The following is a 14,495-nucleotide window of genomic DNA, read 5'->3' as shown; positions in this document are numbered from 1 at the left end:
GGCTGGATGCGGCCTCGCCGAGAGGCGTGATTTCGCCTCGACCTGTCAGGCCGGCTGAATGGCGGCGAGCTCGAACTCCAGCGTGATCTTGTCGCTGACCAGGGCGCCACCGGTCTCCAGGGCCGCGTTGAACGTGATGTCGAAGTCCCTGCGGTTGATGACCGCGGAGCCTTCGAAGCCGATGCGGCGGTTGCCGAAGGGGTCGAGGACTCCGCCCTGGTACTCGAACGGCACGGTGATGGAGTTGGTGACCCCCTTGATGGTCAGGTCGCCGGTCAGCTCCACCGTCTGCTCACCTGCGAGGCGGACTCCGGTGGACAAAAAGGTGATCTCCGGGAACTGGTCCATCGCCAGGAAGTCACTGCTGCGCAGGTGGTCGTCACGCTGCTTGTTGCGCGTGTCGATACTCGCAACCTGGATGGTGACGTCCGCGGTGGACTGGCTGGGCTCGGCCGCGTTGATGCACACGCTGCCCTCGAACTCGTTGAACTGGCCGCGCACCTTGGTCACCAGCGCGTGCCGGGCCACGAACCCGATCCGCGTGTGGTCGAGGTCGAGGACGTAGACGCCGGAGAGGTCGGTCAGGGCGGTCGTCGTCGGGGTGCTGCTCACGTCGGTACTCCTCACATCAGGCCACGCCACAACATACGTGACGCATCACATAGATGATATGGACCATACATGATGTGTCACCTTCCCTGCTACGCTGTCCCCTGTGGCTGTGACGAACGACATTCCGTGGCTGAACGACGACGAGCAGCACATGTGGCGCGAATGGATGCACCTCAACGCCGAACTGCTGGCGACGCTCAACCGCGACATGCAGACCGACTCCGGCTTGTCCAACCCCGACTACCAGGTGCTCGTCGTGCTGACCGACTCCGCGGACGGACGTAGCCGGATCTCCGACCTGGCCACGGAATTGCAGTGGGAACGCAGCCGGGTCTCCCACCACGTCGCCCGGATGGAGAAGCGGGACCTGGTGTCCCGGCAGGGCTGCCCCGAGGACGGCCGCGGCGCCTTCGTCCGCATCACCGAGACAGGACGGGCGACCATCGAACGCGCCGCGCCCGCGCACGTACGCGCCGTACGACACCTGGTCTTCGACGCGCTCACCGCCGACGAGGTGACCCAGCTCGGCGAGATCTTCCACCGACTGCGATCACGCGTCGCCCGGTCGGCCGGATGAACGAATCCACAACTCCTCCGAGATCCCGCGCGTCTGAGTGGCCATGGGCTCAACCACTGAGCACACGAGCCGCCCGCGATCCCGCCGATCCGGAGCTCGGGCGAGTACGGTCGTCCTGGCCGACGTGCTCGCCGCGCCCGAGCAGGCGGAGGCGGGCGGTGGGCTGCGGCAGGGGCGTGACCCGGGCGAACACCCAGATCACCCGGTCGGGGACGGCCGCAGGCCGCCCCAGCGGCCTTGTGGATAACTCCGGAGGCGGATCTCCTGATCGTTCGCACGGCTGCCTCCCTGGTGTCTCTGCTTCGGACGTTCTTGTATGTTCAAATTCAAACTTGTCAAGGATCAAGGGAAAGGCCCTTGCCGCCTCGCGGTAGGACGCTTGGACGATCCTCGAAAGGAGCCCGCCCGCCGTTCGCCTCGTGTCAGGCTGTCTGGTTCAGGAGAGGCGTAGGAGGTGTTATGCCGGACCGCATGTCCGTCGACGCGAACGCGGCCGGGGTCGCGGCGAAGGCCGCGGGTCAGGGGGCGGCGCGCCATGCCACGGCGGTGACACGGCTGCATGACGGGCTGGCCTCTGTCGGTCCGGTGGGCGGCGAGGGCTCCGAGCTGGCGATCGCCGCCGCCGAGTTCACCGACCTGCTGGTGGAGGTCTCCGGCCGCACCGCGCAGGCCTTCGCATCCACGGCCGGCGGCATGGTGGAGTCCGTGGCGGAGGTGCGCTCAGCCGACGACCGCGCCGGCGAGGCGTCCAGATGGCTCTGACGCTCCCGCCCGCGTACGCGGAGGCGGCCGCCCTGGCCGGCCTGCCGGGCGAGCTCTTCCTCTGGGACGAGGACCGGCTCGACCGGCTCGGCGGTGTCCTTGCGGAGTTCGTACGGGAGGTCGAGCCCGGCTCGCGCGACCTGCACGAGTCCGCGGCCACCTTCGCCGCCGCAGACGAAGGCGCGGCAGGCGAGGCCTTCACCGGCCACTGGAACACCATGACGGGCGAAGGCGGCACCGGTGACGTGCTGCGGGCAGCGGCCTGGACCGCAGCGGCGCTCGGGTTCGCCGCGATGGCGATCCGGGCGGCGAAGACCGCGGTTCTGGCCCGGCTGGCCTGGCTCTCGCGCCAGTTGCTCGTCGCGAACCTGGCCGGGCCCGGCGGGCGGCTGGCCGGTCTGGGCGGCGTGCTGACCGCGCGGGCCGCGGTCGCCCGGGTCGTCGGCGAGCTCGGGCAGCGGCTGCGCGACAAGGTCGTCCCGCTGGTGCGTCGCGCCATCGATCTGCTGCGCACCGCCGGGCAGCGCATCCGCGGCGCGTACGGAGCCAGGCGGGCTAACGCCATGCCACGCCCCGCGTACGCGGGTGTCCCCCACCCGCCGGAACCCATGCAGGTGAACATGGGGAAGAAGAGCGGAGACGGAGGCTTCTCCTGGCTGCCGAAGCGGAACAGCGACGAGGCGCACGACAAGCCCGGCAAGGCCGGGCAGCGCTGCGACTACTGCGATGGCTCGGGTGACGACCCCTACAAGGACGGCCGTAAGTGTCCCAACTGCGTCGGGACCGGCTTCAACCCGTCGTGACGCGAGCCTTCGGGCGATGGTGGAGCCGCGCGCGCCGGCTGCCGTCCGTCTCGGTCAGGACCACCCGTAGACGGATCTGACGGCGGCGGCGATCTCGTTCACCAGGCCCAGGTCGTCGCCGTTGGCGAGGATCGCGTAGCCCGCCCCCAGCTCCGGATAGCCCTTGACCACGGACTTGAAGCCGCGGTTGGAGCCGTCATGGGTGTAGGCGAAGTTCTTGGTCCCGACGCCGGAGATGAACAGGCCGCGGCCCATGCCGCTCTGCGGGCCCGGGCTGAGCAGGCTGCGTACGGACGCCCGGTTGAGCGGGCCGGTCACGTCGCCGGAGGCGGTCCAGGCCTTGTTGAGGTAGCACACGAGCCGGCACAGGTCCTGCACGGTGGTGTAGAGGCCGGCGGCGGCGGACTCGGGGTAGCGGTTGCGCTTGCCGGGAATGACCGCGCCCGCGGTGGTGTGGCCCGCGGCCCGCTCGAAGCCCGGCTCCAGCGCGTACGAGCTGGTCCTCATGCCGAGCGGGGTGAACACCTGCTGGTCCATGTACTGCGTCAGGGACTGCCCGGTCTCTTCCTCGATCATCCGCTGCAGCAGGACGAAGCCGGCTCCGGAGTAGTGGTATTCGGTGCCGGGATCGGTGGTGAGCTCGATCTTGGGGGTGTTGCCCTGGCCGTTCATGACCTGCAGTAAGGACGGCACGGTGGCCTCCGGGCCGTACCCGGGGAAACCGCCGCCCCCGGAGGAGAAGCCGGAGCAGGCGTCGAGCGGGTAGGTGGAGCCGCGCCCCGCGATGCCGGCGCGGTGGGTGAGCACGCGCTCGATCGTCGGCGTCGCCTTGAGGGTGACGCAGTCGCGGCGTGGCAGCGTCCAGCCGAGGTAGGGGCGGATGTCGTCGGTCAGCGGCCTGCCGAGCGTCTGCATGAGGCGCAGTACGCCGACCGCGGCGACGGCCTTGCTGATCGAGGCGGCCTGGAAGGCGCTCTCGGGATGGACGGCCGCCGCGCCGCCCGCCTCCAGCCGGCCGTAGCCGGTGGACCAGGCGATGCGGTTGCCGGTGACCACCGCGACGGCCACGCCGGGGGTCTTGTGCGCGCTCATGCGCCGCCAGATGTCGGCGCCGCCCACCGCGTTCTCCACCTTGCGCACCGGGTCGGCCGGCAGGGCGGGCAGCGTGCCGCGCGAGCACAGCGACCAGCCGTTGTTCGCCGGCGAGAAGGCCACGTTGTGCACCTCCCAGCCGGCGGCGATCATGTCGTTCAGCTCGGTGCGGCACTCGCCGTCGATGTCACGACCGTGGAACTCGTCCTGCGCGACGACCAGCCATCCTCCGGTGTACGGGAACGCGACCCGGGTGACGCGGCGGCCGCCCTGCTCCAGGTTGCGCATCATCTGGTAACACTCGTCGTCGATGCCCCGGGCGAAGGTGCCCCTGGCGGCCACCACCACCCACCGGTTGCCGCCTGACGGCGGGAAGGCGACGTGCTCCACCTGCTGTCCCGCGGCGTAGTACGCGGTGATGCGCTGGTGGCACTCCTCCGGGATGTTCCGCGCCGACACCCCCTTGTCCGTGGTGATCACCCACCGGTCGCCGCCCTCGGGCGGGAAGGCCACGCAATGGATGCGCAAGCCCGCGGTGACCAGCTTCTTCAGCTCGGTGAAGCAGCCGTCAGGGATGCCGCGGGCGAAGTAACGGCCGTCGGCGGTGACCATGACCCAGCCGTTGGAGGGGGTGAAGGCGAATGAGGTGATGCGGTAGGGGGCCAGCTCCTTCATCTTGGCGTGCGCCTCTTCGGGGATCCGCCGGTTGAACGACGGGTAGCCGGCCGCCAGCGCGGGCTCCGCGAGCCCTCCGACGGCGGCGCCCGCGGCTCCGGCCAGCGCGAGAAAACGTCTCCTGTCCATCTGGGGTCACTCCTCAAGGTCAACGCTTATCCTCGGGAATGCTGGCATGAGGGGGCGGTAGGCGGAAATCTCGCGCCCGCGCCGCCGGATGGGACACGATCTTCCTCATGACGACGCCCACCGTTCAGGCCGGCCCGCCACGCGGGACGATGCCGCGCTGCCAGCCCGGCCCTGGCAAGGGGAGAGAGGCCGTCGGTTATGCCATGGCAACCCTCCACGAGCCTCCGGGCGACGTGCTCACGCGGGCTGTGGGGTCGCCGAACACCGGAAAGGAGGCAGGCTGTCCCGGTCTCCACAACGGCAAAAGTGGGGATGAATTTCGTCGCCGTGCGGCGCTGCAGGGGAACAGCCTGCGCTCCCGTCGAGTTTCCGTGTTTTCGCAGTGAAACGCCGTGTGCCTCAGTTTCCCGTGGAGTTGGACGCCGTCACCGCACCGACCCGCAGCTGGGTCTCTTCCACCTTCACCATGACCGGGCGTCGTTTCATTGCGGCCCCTTCGTTGGATGGTTTCCCTGCACTATCCTTGCCCATGCGCGGTCCATTGACAAACTTCGCAGGTGAATTGTCATCTGCATAGTCAGTGCATTCACTAATGGATTCCCCGTGGCCGGTTGATTTTCATCCGGCACGACGTACGCGCTTGACACAGACTGATCGGAGAGGGGCTGACGCGCGAGGCAGGGAGATCGGGTGAGTGACCGGGTGAGACATGGTGCGCGGTGGGTCTTGGCGTTCGATGCGGAAGGCGTGGGGCTCGCTCTGCCGCTCCGCTCGGCGGTGACCCTGCCGCTCGTGGGCGCTCTCGGGGTGGTGCTGGCCGCGATCGTCTGGCACACCCTGCTCGACGACTACGGCGTACGCAACGTGACGGCCGGCACGCTGGGGCTGGCGACGGCGATCGCGCTGGTGGTGTCCCGCTTCCGGCCCAGGGCGGCGTGGTGGTTGTCGCTGGTCGCGGCCGTGGCGGCGGCCGTGACGTCTCATGCCCAGCTGGACGGGATGGTGTGGCCCGCGCCCGTGCTGGTCGCGCATGTGTCCGTGCTGGGCCTGGTGGGGTTCGGGGCCCGGCGCGTGCTGCTGGCCGAGATGTGGCTCGGCACGCTGGCGGCCGGGGTCGTCCTGTGGGCGGGGCTGCCGGGCGAGCAGACGCTGGTGAGCCTGATGGACATGTCGTTGTTGTCGGGCATGGTGCTGATCACCGTGGGAGCGCTCGGCGGGCATCGGGAGGCGTTGCGCCGGGTGGCCCTGGCGGACCAGAAGGCGCTGGCGGAGCAGACCCGCTCCGCTCTCCTGGAAGAGCGCGCCAGGATCGCGCGGGAGCTGCACGACGTGGTGGCCCACCACATGTCGGTCGTCGCGGTGCAGGCCGAGGCGGCCCCCTACCGGGTGCCCGACCCTCCCCCGGAGCTGGCGAGGAGCTTCGCCACGATCCGGTCGAGCGCGGTGGAGGCGCTCACCGAGCTCCACCGCATTCTCGACCTGCTCAGGAACGGAACGGACGAGGCGAGCCCGCAGCCGACCCTTGACCGGCTGGGGGAGCTGGTGGGCCGGCTGCGGGCGGCCGGCACGCCGGTGACCATGCGCGTCGACGGCGAACGCAGGCCGCTCCCTCCGGGGGTGGAGTTGTCGGCGTACCGGATCGTGCAGGAGGCGCTGAGCAACGCGCTCCAGCACGCTCCGGGCGCACGGGTCGGCGTCGAGGTGGCGTACGAACCTGGCGATCTTCACATCCGCGTCGAGAACGACCCGCCACCCCACCCGCCTCCCTCCTCCGCTCGTCCCGGGCACGGCCTGCTCGGCATGCGCGAGCGCGTGGCCATGCTGGCCGGAGACCTGCGGGCGGGGGCGCGGCCGGACGGAGGCTACGAGGTGACGGTACGGTTGCCGCTCGGCGGGACGGAGGCCAGGTGACCATCCGGGTGCTGATCGCCGACGACCAGTCGATGGTCCGCGAGGCGTTCGTCGTGCTGCTCAACGCCCAGCCCGACATCGAGGTGGTGGGCGAGGCCGTCGACGGTGACGACGTGCTGGTCAAGGCCGCCGCGCTGGCGCCCGACGTCGTGCTGATGGACGTGCGCATGCCGGGGACCGACGGCCTGGAGGCCACCCGCCGCCTCGCCGGGCGGACCAAGGTGCTGATGCTCACCACCTTCGACCTCGACGAGTACGTCTACGAGGCGCTGCGCGCCGGCGCCAGCGGCTTCCTGCTGAAGAAGGCCACGGCGCGGGAGCTGAGCGAGGCCGTACGCATCGTCGCGAACGGGGACGCCATGCTGGCGCCGTCCGTCACCCGCCGGTTGATCAGCGCCTTCGCCCGGCTGGGCCCGCCACGGCCGTTCACCGGGGAGGCCCAGGGCCCGCTGACCCCGCGCGAGAGCGAGATCCTCACGCTCATCGCGCACGGTCTGTCCAACACCGAGATCGCCGACAGTCTCGTCATCGCGGAGCAGACCGTGAAGAGCCACGTCAGCAACATCCTGACGAAGATCGGGGTGCGCGACCGCACCCAGGCGGCGGTGTACGCGTTCCAGACCGGGCTGGTCACCCCCTACGGCGGAGCTAGATCCCACGATCCCCCTGCAGCGCCATGACAGGCCCGCGGTCGCGCTCGTAGGTTCGGGACACGATCATCTGCCGCGAAAGGTCTGGTGTCGTATCCCGTGTCCCGAATCCCCGAGCTGCTGCATCGCACCCTTTTCCGGACCGTCTCCCTCCTCGGCCCGCGGGCTCAGGGGAGGGTGCTGCACCGGTATTTCGACTGGTGGCATCGCCGGCCCGATCCCTGGTCGCTCGCCACGGACTCGTACGAGCGCCGTAAATACCGGGCCACGCTCGACCAGCTGCCCGAGGGGACGTTCGCCCGCATCCTGGAGGTGGGGTGCGCCGAGGGCGTCTTCACGCAGATGCTGGCGCAGGCCTGGCCGGATGCCGCGATCACGGGGCTCGACGTGTCGGAGAGGGCGCTCGGACGCGCCAGGGAGCGCGCGGGAGGTGATGGCGCGCGCGTCCGGTTCGTCCACGCCGACCTGCTCGGCTACGAGGAGCAGGACCGGTACGACCTCGTGTTCTGCGCGGAGACCCTCTACTACATCGGCCGTGGTGACAGGTTGCGCAGGGCCTCGGAGCGGTTGCGCTCGCTGCTGGCTCCTGGAGGCGTCCTCGTCCTCGTGCACCCGTGGCCGGAGGCGGAGCGGCTGCACGGGTTCATCGAGGGAAGCCCGACGGTCACGAAGCTCGCCGAGCGGGTGGAACGGGACTCCTCACGGCCCTACGCCGTCTCCGTCTACCGGGCCGACCCGTCCCGCCCGCAGCTGACCAGGGCCGCCTCGTGATGGGGCCTCGCAACGGCCACCTCGCCAACGTCCGGCCATAGACGGAGATATCACCTCTAAGTAGTCGGTTAATGACATATGGCGATGTAGCGTTCACGTGTGGTCTCTGGCTCACGAAGGATCGAGCGGCCTGGACGGAAGCGGTGGTCGACCCTTCTGATCGGGGTCGCCCTTTGCGTGGGCATGGGGCCGATGCCGTGGCAGCCGGTGCACGCCGCGTCGGTCGTCCACGGAGACTCCGTCCACGTCGACCACGGTGACGGGCGGGACGACACGTGCCCGCCTCGGCGCTCGGCCTTCAAGCGGCACGCCGGGAAACCGGCGGGCGGCAGGTGCGCCGGCGGCGGGGTTCTGGCGCCTCTCCCCTTCCCCGGACGTGATCACGGGCCTCCGCGCGCCCGGTTCAAGCCACCGCGGCCGCGGCTCGTCACGCGCTGGCGTACGGGCGTCGACCGGCTCCCCACCTGGGCATCTGGCGCATCCAGGCCGGCGGGAACACCTTCCTGTCCGTCCGGCCGCGCCGATCCCAGGAGGCTGCACGCCGGCCGCCCCGCCTGCCCGGGCGCGTCCGTCAAGGTGATCCCGCTCGGGGGCAACGTGCCGTACCAGGGGCGCGCCGGCATGTGAGCGCGGCGGACACCGCGTACCCCGCCCTATGGTTCGACGATTTTCGTGCGTGGTGGATCGATCCACCAGGGTCGGTAGCGTGCGGGCCGCGAAGATCTATGAAAGGGGCGCGAAGCCGCTTCTCGTCGCCGGAACCGCGACCGTCACCGTGCTGGCCGCGATGGCATGGCCGGCTCAGGCCGGGCAAGCCGATCGCCAGGAAGGTGGAGCGCGACCAGCACATCGCCCGCGGGCTCGGCATGCGTTCAAGATCCAGCAGTATTTCCCGAAGAGCTGGAACTCGGAAGGGCGCAACTACTGGACCTGGTGACGCGCGTTGTCCACAGGGCTGTGGACAACGCGGCGCACGGTGGACAGAGCCCTTGTCAGCCCATTCGGATGAGGCGATATCAGGTTGTTACACGCCCGACTCGGAGCGTGACGAATCATCGCATTACGTGATGATGCAAGGTCAAAGGGTGTGTGCGGCGGATCGGGCGACGGGTTCTCCGGCGACGTGGAGGCCGCAGGCCGTGCCGCGGCACTGTCGCCGCCGGGCCGGGTCAAGGCTCCCGCGGTGACGGTGTTATCCACAGGGAGGGTCGGTTATCCACAGCGTTGTTCACTCGGTCCCCGCCTCGACCTGGTGGAGCGCCTCGGCGATGGATTTCCGGGCGGCACGGATGCGCGCCGTCCGGGCCAGGTCGCGCCAGCCCAGCCGCAGGCCTTCCGCGGCCAGCTCGTCGAACGCGGCGAACACGGCCAGCTTCTGCCGGACGATCTTGGCCCAGGCGTCGTCCTCGATCGCGTAGTAGACGTTGCGCTCCCCGGTCTTGCGGAAGCGGCGGATGAGCTTGTGGGACGTCAGCAGGTGCAGGTTGGTCGTCAGGGACGCGCGGCTGGCCCCGATGGTCCCGGCGATGTCGGACGCGGTCTGCTCCGGCGGGTCGCACACCATGAGCCAGCCCAGGATCCGGCCGCTGATGGGGGCGAGTCCCCACTCCTCGGAGACGAACGCCGCCACCCGCTCGACCCAGGCGAGGACCCGCTCACGGCCGGGACCATCCTGCTCGCTCATGTGAACATTGTAACGTTAAGCAGTCATATCGGTACTTTCCGCTGTCTCATACCGCCCTGCTCATCCGCCTGAGCTGCTGCTCCCTGGCGCCCGCGTCGTGCGGCAGGTCGCGTGCGGCGAGTTCGGCGGCGATGCGCTCGCGCTGCTCCACCGGCCGGTGGTCGTCGAACTTGAACTTGGCCCGCACCCCCACCACCTCCAGCCGCAGCCCTCGAATGGCCGACAACATCCGGTGGTACGGCCCCGCGCCCGCGCGCGTCTCGCCGTGGTCGCCGTCCGGCTGGTGGTGGGCGAGCTGGCGGCGCAGGATCTCCATCTTGCCCTCCTCGCCGTCCACGATCTCTGCCACGCAGGTGAGCTGCACCGACGCGTAGTAGCTGGTCGGCACGCCGGTCTCGGGCGAGTCGGCACGCCAGCCGGTGGGGATGTAGGCGTAGTCGTCGTGCACGCTCACCACCACCGTCGGGCAGGCCTCGATCGCCGGCCAGATCGGGTTGGGCCTGGCCAGGTGGAGCACGACCTCCTTGCCGCCGTCGAACAGGAAATGCGTGGGCACCAGGATCGGCGGGCCGCCTTTCACGCCGTTCGCGGCGAGCTGGCCGAAATCCCGTGTGCGGAGCCAGGTCATCCACTCTTCTTTGTCGCGGGCCGCGTCCCACGGATGAATCAGCACCCGAACCTCTTTGTATTAGTACATAATCGGATTTGTGCTAGAAACGTACACGATTGCCGGTGGGTCGGCCAGCGAGATAGCGGCGGGGGTCGAGGCCGCCGTGTCCGAAGGGCGGCTGCCGCCCGGCCGCATGTTGCCGCCGGTGCGCGAGGCGGCCGCGTCGGCCGGGGTCAGCCCCGGCACGGCGGCGGCGGCGTACCGGCTGCTGCGCGAGCGCGGGGTCGTCGAGACGGCCGGGCGGCGTGGCACGCGGGTCAGGCCGCGCCCGGCCAGCACGTTCCGTGAGGAGATCCGCATCGAGGTGCCTCCGGGCGTGCGCGACCTGTCCCAGGGCAACCCCGACCCCGCGCTGCTGCCGGCCCTGCACGAGGCCCTCGCCGCCGCGGCCCGCGCGCACGAGGAACGGCCCGCGCTGTACGGGACGGGCGACGACGAGGAACTGCTCGCCCTGGCCGGGGCCCGCCTGCGAGCGGACGGCCTGTCCCCCGCGCCGCTGGCGATCACGTCGGGCACCCTCGACGCCGTCGAACGGGTGCTCGCCGTCCACCTGCGCCCCGGTGACGCGGTCGCCGTCGAGGACCCCGGCTGGACGTCCCTGCTCGACCTGGTCACCGCCATGGGGCTGCGTATCGTGCCGATGCGGCTCGACGACGACGGGCCGCTGCCGGACGAGCTCGGCCGGGCCCTGCGGGCGGGGGCCCGCGCCGTGGTGGTCACGGCCCGCGCGCAGAACCCGACCGGCGCCGCCGTCTCCGCCGCCCGCGCCGCCGGCCTGCGCGAGCTGCTGGCCGCGCACCCGGACGTGCTCCTCGTCGAGGACGACCACGGCTCGGGCTTCGTTGACCTGCCGCTGCACCCGCTGGCCGGCGTCACGCGGCGGTGGATCCTCGTCCGCTCGACCGCCAAGTCCCTCGGCCCCGACCTCCGCCTCGCCCTGGTCACCGGTGACCCGACCACGCTCGACCGGCTGCGCGGGCGCCAGCGGCTCGCGACCGGCTGGGTCAGCCACCTGCTGCAGCGCGCCGTCGCCCACCTCTGGCGTACGGAGGCGGTCGACACCCAGGCGGTGGCCGCGGCGTACGCGCGGCGCCGGGACGGCCTGGTGGAGGCGCTGGCCGTGCGCGGCATCACCGCGCACGGCCGCACCGGGCTCAACGTGTGGGTTCCCGTCGCCGACGAGTCCACGGCGATCACCCGGCTGCTGGCCCGCGGCTGGGCGGCCGCCCCCGGGGCCCGCAACCGGGTGGCCACGCCGCCGGCGCTGCGCCTCACCACGGCCACGCTCGGGCAGGACGAGATCGTCGGGCTCGCCGACGACCTCGCCGCCGCCCTGCGTCCCGCCTCGACCGGCCGGTACGGCTAGCGGCTACCCCAGCAGCCCCTCCCCGATCCACCCGCCGGGGGCGCACCCCGGCGGGATGGCGAAGACGGCCGAGCCGATCGCGGTGACCCACTCGTTGAGCAGGTCACCCTCGGCCAGCCGCCGCTGGATCGGCACGAACTGCCGCTCGATGTCCGCCTGGTAGGAGGCGAACAGCAGCCCGGAGTCCGACTCGCCGTCCTCGGTCAGACCCTCGTCATAGTTGTAGGGCCGGCGCAGGATGCGCTGCGCCGGATCCGCCACGTGGGCCCGCCTGATGTGGGCGTACTCCGAGATCACCGGGAACCCCAGGTGGTTCTTCCGGTCGAAGTCGGGTTCGTCGCGCTCGGCCCCGCCCGTCAGCGGGGCGCCGGTGTCGAGCCGCCGGCCGATGGTGAACTCCCTGGCCACGCGGTCGACGGCGTCCCACGTCTCCAGGTGCATGCGCATCCTGCGCAACACCATCGTGGTGCCGCCGCGCATCCCGGCAGGGCCCTGACCGATCCAGACGGCCCTGTCCAGGTCGGTGGGGTTCACGGTGCCGTCGACCTGGCCCATCAGGTTGCGCTGCGTCTCCCCTCCGGCCCCGCCACGGAACCCGCGCTGGGTCCAGCGCACGCGGGTGAACGACCGCGCGTCCTTCACGATCATCCGTACGGCGTGCGCGACGGTCAGGCCGTCGTCGGCGCACACCTGGACGAGCAGGTCGCCGCCGTTCCACCGCTTGTCCAGCTTGTCCGTCTCGAACGCGGGCAGCGGGCGGACGGGCGAGTCCACCCCGGCTCTGTCGAACAGCCCCTCCCCGAACCCGAAGGTGATCGTCAGCCCGGCGGGGGCGGCGGCCAGCTCCGGTTCGGTGTCGGCCAGGGCGGGCCGGCCCTGCGTGAGGCGGGCGGCGTCGTCGGTGAGCAGCTGGAGCAGCCGGACGACGCCCTCCTTGCGGATGCCCTTGCGCAGGTCGAACCCGAGGAACACGGCGTGGACCTGCGGCGCCGTCGCCACGCCCGCCTGGTGCGGGCCGTGGAACGGCTCGACCCTCGTCCGCTCGGAATGGGTCGGCGGCGGGGTCTCGCGGCGCGTGAAGGCGCCGGCCGCGGTGGCGGCGCCCCCGGCCAGCAGCCCTCTGCGGCTGATCATTCGTGCCCCGGCTGGTAGTCCTCCTCGCCGCCGGCGAAGTCCTTGCCGACGGCGCTGAACTCGAGCGGCTGCCCGCCCTTCACCTGGAGCGTGAACGGCACCTTCGCCCCGGGCTTCACCTCTTCCGAGACGCCCATCAGCATGATGTGGTCGCCGCCGGGCTGGAGCTGGTGCGTGCCGCGCGCGGGCACCACGAACCCGCCCTCCTTCGGCCGCATGACCATCTTGCCGCCGGACTCGACGACCTCGTGCAGCTCGATGACAGGCGACAGCGGCGACGTGCCGGACACGATGGTGACGTCGGTGTCGCCGTTGTTGACCAGCGTCCCGAAGGCCGCGGTCATCCCCTTCTTGACGGTCTTCACCCAGGGGTCGGTGATGGAGAGCCCGGCGGGCGCGGCCGCGGCCGCCGTCGTGGCGGTGGTGGCGGCGGGAGCGGACGCGGTGGTCGAGCCGCCGCAGCCGGCCAGCGCCACCACGGCGGCGGCGAGCACGAGGGCATGACGAGAGAACATGGCATGGCCTTTCTCCGCCCGGCATGCCGAAGCAGGCCCTGCCGGGCGTGGGGTTGTCTATGGGAAGGAACCGTCCTGCCGCGACCCGGAGGTCAGGCGGCGACAACCCGCGGTGGACCCCTCCTGCTGACCACGTGGCGCAGCACGGCCGGGCGGAGCTCGCGCGGCTCCGCCGTCCACAGGGGTGTGGAGAAAGGAGTCGTGAGCAGCGGCAGCCAGATGACCAGCAGCCGCACGACCAGGCGTCGCAGCAGCGACCAGAGCGCGGCCTCGCCGCGGGCCAGCCACAGCGCGGTCATCGCGACCGCCCACCCGTGGGCGACCAGCATGCCGAGGTCGGGGACCAGCCCGGAGTGGAGGTGGCCGGCCATCTGGTGCGGCGTGGCCGCGTGCGACATCGAGAACAGCACGTGCATGACGACCTGCAGCGCGGCCAGCAGCGGCAGGATCACCGTGATCGAGCGCTCGCGCCCGGCCAGCGCGTACGCGGCCACGAACGCCACCGCCAGCCCGCCCGCCATGGCCGGAGCCGGCACGCTGGCGCCGCCGAGCACGTGAGCCGCCACGCCCAGGCCCAGGCAGACCACGGCGAACACCGTGGTGCGGGCGAGGCGGAGCGGCGTGGCCATACGCTCAGCATTCCATGGGGCCCGGCCGGTCCGCTCGGCACTCCTCGATCTCCCTACATACCGGCATAATCCACCTGATGCCGAAATTTCATGACCTGTCGGAATATGCGGCGGCGATCGCCCCGATCATCGACGCGGCCCACGTCAACCTGCACGCCGCGGCACTCCGATCGGTCACCGACCTGGCCGAGTCGTCGGGCGTGACCCCCGGCCTGCTGGTCGACCTGCGCTTCACCCTCCCCCTGCGCCCGCTCACCCGGCCACAGCTGGTCACGCTCTACCGCTACGGCGACGCCGCGCTCCGCGAACTCGACGACCACCTGCGCGAAGGCACCATGACCGAGGACCCCGGCGGCCTGCTCCGGCCGACGCGCGACGGGCTCGCGTGCATCAGATACCTCCGTGGAAACCCCCGCCTTCAGGCGGGGGAGGAATCGGACCCCTGCGGAGCAGGACAGGGGCAGCCGATTCGCCGTCAGGCGAACCGGCGTATCGAACACACACGCGGCCCTTAG

16 protein-coding genes are annotated in these 14,495 nt (G+C 71.1%); 9 read left to right on the top strand and 7 right to left on the bottom strand.

What is annotated here, in order from left to right:
* Positions 1-45: 45 nt before the first annotated feature.
* Positions 46-612, bottom strand: coding sequence for a YceI family protein (locus ABGA98_RS35950; RefSeq protein WP_347622904.1), 567 nt, complete (start codon positions 610-612; stop codon positions 46-48).
* 103 nt (positions 613-715) lie between these two features.
* Between ABGA98_RS35950 and ABGA98_RS35945 the strand changes: the two genes are divergently transcribed.
* The 3 genes from ABGA98_RS35945 to ABGA98_RS35935 all read left to right on the top strand — a co-directional run bounded on the left by ABGA98_RS35945 (position 716) and on the right by ABGA98_RS35935 (position 2,754).
* The gene (locus tag ABGA98_RS35945) at positions 716-1,189 is read left to right on the top strand and encodes a MarR family transcriptional regulator (protein WP_347622903.1); all 474 of its coding nucleotides are present in this window, start codon (positions 716-718) and stop codon (positions 1,187-1,189) included.
* 459 nt (positions 1,190-1,648) lie between these two features.
* Positions 1,649-1,951, top strand: coding sequence for a hypothetical protein (locus tag ABGA98_RS35940; protein WP_347622902.1), 303 nt, complete (start codon positions 1,649-1,651; stop codon positions 1,949-1,951).
* Positions 1,942-2,754 carry a hypothetical protein gene (locus ABGA98_RS35935; protein ID WP_347622901.1) on the top strand — a complete coding sequence of 271 codons (813 nt, stop codon included), beginning with the start codon at positions 1,942-1,944 and terminating at the stop codon, positions 2,752-2,754. Before ABGA98_RS35940 ends, ABGA98_RS35935 begins: the two co-directional genes overlap by 10 nt.
* Positions 2,755-2,808: 54 nt before the next feature.
* Here ABGA98_RS35935 and ABGA98_RS35930 read toward each other — a convergent pair whose 3' ends face one another.
* Positions 2,809-4,650 carry a serine hydrolase domain-containing protein gene (locus ABGA98_RS35930; RefSeq protein ID WP_347622900.1) on the bottom strand — a complete coding sequence of 614 codons (1,842 nt, stop codon included), beginning with the start codon at positions 4,648-4,650 and terminating at the stop codon, positions 2,809-2,811.
* 726 nt (positions 4,651-5,376) lie between these two features.
* Here ABGA98_RS35930 and ABGA98_RS35925 point away from each other — a divergent pair.
* The 4 genes from ABGA98_RS35925 to ABGA98_RS35910 all read left to right on the top strand — a co-directional run bounded on the left by ABGA98_RS35925 (position 5,377) and on the right by ABGA98_RS35910 (position 8,919).
* Positions 5,377-6,561 (top strand): histidine kinase, encoded by a 1,185-nt coding sequence (locus ABGA98_RS35925; protein ID WP_347622899.1) that lies wholly within the window; start codon positions 5,377-5,379, stop codon positions 6,559-6,561.
* Positions 6,558-7,241, top strand: coding sequence for a response regulator transcription factor (locus tag ABGA98_RS35920; RefSeq protein ID WP_347622898.1), 684 nt, complete (start codon positions 6,558-6,560; stop codon positions 7,239-7,241). Before ABGA98_RS35925 ends, ABGA98_RS35920 begins: the two co-directional genes overlap by 4 nt.
* A 69-nt stretch (positions 7,242-7,310) precedes the next feature.
* Complete coding sequence (locus ABGA98_RS35915; protein ID WP_347622897.1) at positions 7,311-7,982, top strand: class I SAM-dependent methyltransferase; 672 nt, start codon at positions 7,311-7,313, stop codon at positions 7,980-7,982.
* 706 nt (positions 7,983-8,688) lie between these two features.
* Positions 8,689-8,919: a hypothetical protein gene (locus ABGA98_RS35910; protein ID WP_347622896.1), complete on the top strand. Its 231-nt coding sequence runs from the start codon at positions 8,689-8,691 to the stop codon at positions 8,917-8,919.
* Between the two features lie 291 nt (positions 8,920-9,210).
* Here the strand turns inward: ABGA98_RS35910 and ABGA98_RS35905 are convergent, their stop codons facing one another.
* Entirely contained in the window at positions 9,211-9,666 is a 456-nt protein-coding gene (locus ABGA98_RS35905; protein ID WP_347622895.1) for a transcriptional regulator, read from the bottom strand.
* A gap of 46 nt (positions 9,667-9,712) precedes the next feature.
* On the bottom strand, positions 9,713-10,339 hold the full coding sequence (locus tag ABGA98_RS35900) for an FMN-binding negative transcriptional regulator (protein WP_347622894.1): 627 nt from the start codon (positions 10,337-10,339) through the stop codon (positions 9,713-9,715).
* Between the two features lie 34 nt (positions 10,340-10,373).
* Between ABGA98_RS35900 and ABGA98_RS35895 the strand changes: the two genes are divergently transcribed.
* On the top strand, positions 10,374-11,702 hold the full coding sequence (locus ABGA98_RS35895) for an aminotransferase class I/II-fold pyridoxal phosphate-dependent enzyme (RefSeq protein WP_347622893.1): 1,329 nt from the start codon (positions 10,374-10,376) through the stop codon (positions 11,700-11,702).
* A gap of 3 nt (positions 11,703-11,705) precedes the next feature.
* Here ABGA98_RS35895 and ABGA98_RS35890 read toward each other — a convergent pair whose 3' ends face one another.
* The 3 genes from ABGA98_RS35890 to ABGA98_RS35880 all read right to left on the bottom strand — a co-directional run bounded on the left by ABGA98_RS35890 (position 11,706) and on the right by ABGA98_RS35880 (position 13,980).
* Entirely contained in the window at positions 11,706-12,836 is a 1,131-nt protein-coding gene (locus ABGA98_RS35890; RefSeq protein ID WP_347622892.1) for a Dyp-type peroxidase, read from the bottom strand.
* Positions 12,833-13,351, bottom strand: coding sequence for a copper chaperone PCu(A)C (locus ABGA98_RS35885; protein ID WP_347622891.1), 519 nt, complete (start codon positions 13,349-13,351; stop codon positions 12,833-12,835). Before ABGA98_RS35885 ends, ABGA98_RS35890 begins: the two co-directional genes overlap by 4 nt.
* A 92-nt stretch (positions 13,352-13,443) precedes the next feature.
* A complete protein-coding gene (locus ABGA98_RS35880; protein ID WP_347622890.1) occupies positions 13,444-13,980 on the bottom strand; it encodes an MFS transporter in 537 nt (178 codons plus the stop codon).
* Positions 13,981-14,057: 77 nt separating this feature from the next.
* Here ABGA98_RS35880 and ABGA98_RS35875 point away from each other — a divergent pair, with 77 nt between their 5' ends.
* Positions 14,058-14,495 carry a hypothetical protein gene (locus tag ABGA98_RS35875; protein WP_347622889.1) on the top strand — a complete coding sequence of 146 codons (438 nt, stop codon included), beginning with the start codon at positions 14,058-14,060 and terminating at the stop codon, positions 14,493-14,495.

This window comes from Nonomuraea sp. B1E8 (assembly GCF_039871515.1).
Lineage (GTDB): Bacteria > Actinomycetota > Actinomycetes > Streptosporangiales > Streptosporangiaceae > Nonomuraea.
This window is presented reverse-complemented; position numbering and strand designations above follow the sequence as displayed.

Excerpts from the sequence above, each read along its gene's own strand:
- ABGA98_RS35940 (WP_347622902.1), top strand. The coding sequence starts at position 1,649 with ATGCCGGACCGCATGTCCGTCGACGCGAACGCGGCCGGGGTCGCGGCG.
- ABGA98_RS35935 (WP_347622901.1), top strand. The coding sequence starts at position 1,942 with ATGGCTCTGACGCTCCCGCCCGCGTACGCGGAGGCGGCCGCCCTGGCC.
- ABGA98_RS35930 (WP_347622900.1), bottom strand. The coding sequence starts at position 4,650 with ATGGACAGGAGACGTTTTCTCGCGCTGGCCGGAGCCGCGGGCGCCGCC.
- ABGA98_RS35905 (WP_347622895.1), bottom strand. The coding sequence starts at position 9,666 with ATGAGCGAGCAGGATGGTCCCGGCCGTGAGCGGGTCCTCGCCTGGGTC.
- ABGA98_RS35890 (WP_347622892.1), bottom strand. The coding sequence starts at position 12,836 with ATGATCAGCCGCAGAGGGCTGCTGGCCGGGGGCGCCGCCACCGCGGCC.
- ABGA98_RS35885 (WP_347622891.1), bottom strand. The coding sequence starts at position 13,351 with ATGTTCTCTCGTCATGCCCTCGTGCTCGCCGCCGCCGTGGTGGCGCTG.
- ABGA98_RS35880 (WP_347622890.1), bottom strand. The coding sequence starts at position 13,980 with ATGGCCACGCCGCTCCGCCTCGCCCGCACCACGGTGTTCGCCGTGGTC.
- ABGA98_RS35875 (WP_347622889.1), top strand. The coding sequence starts at position 14,058 with ATGCCGAAATTTCATGACCTGTCGGAATATGCGGCGGCGATCGCCCCG.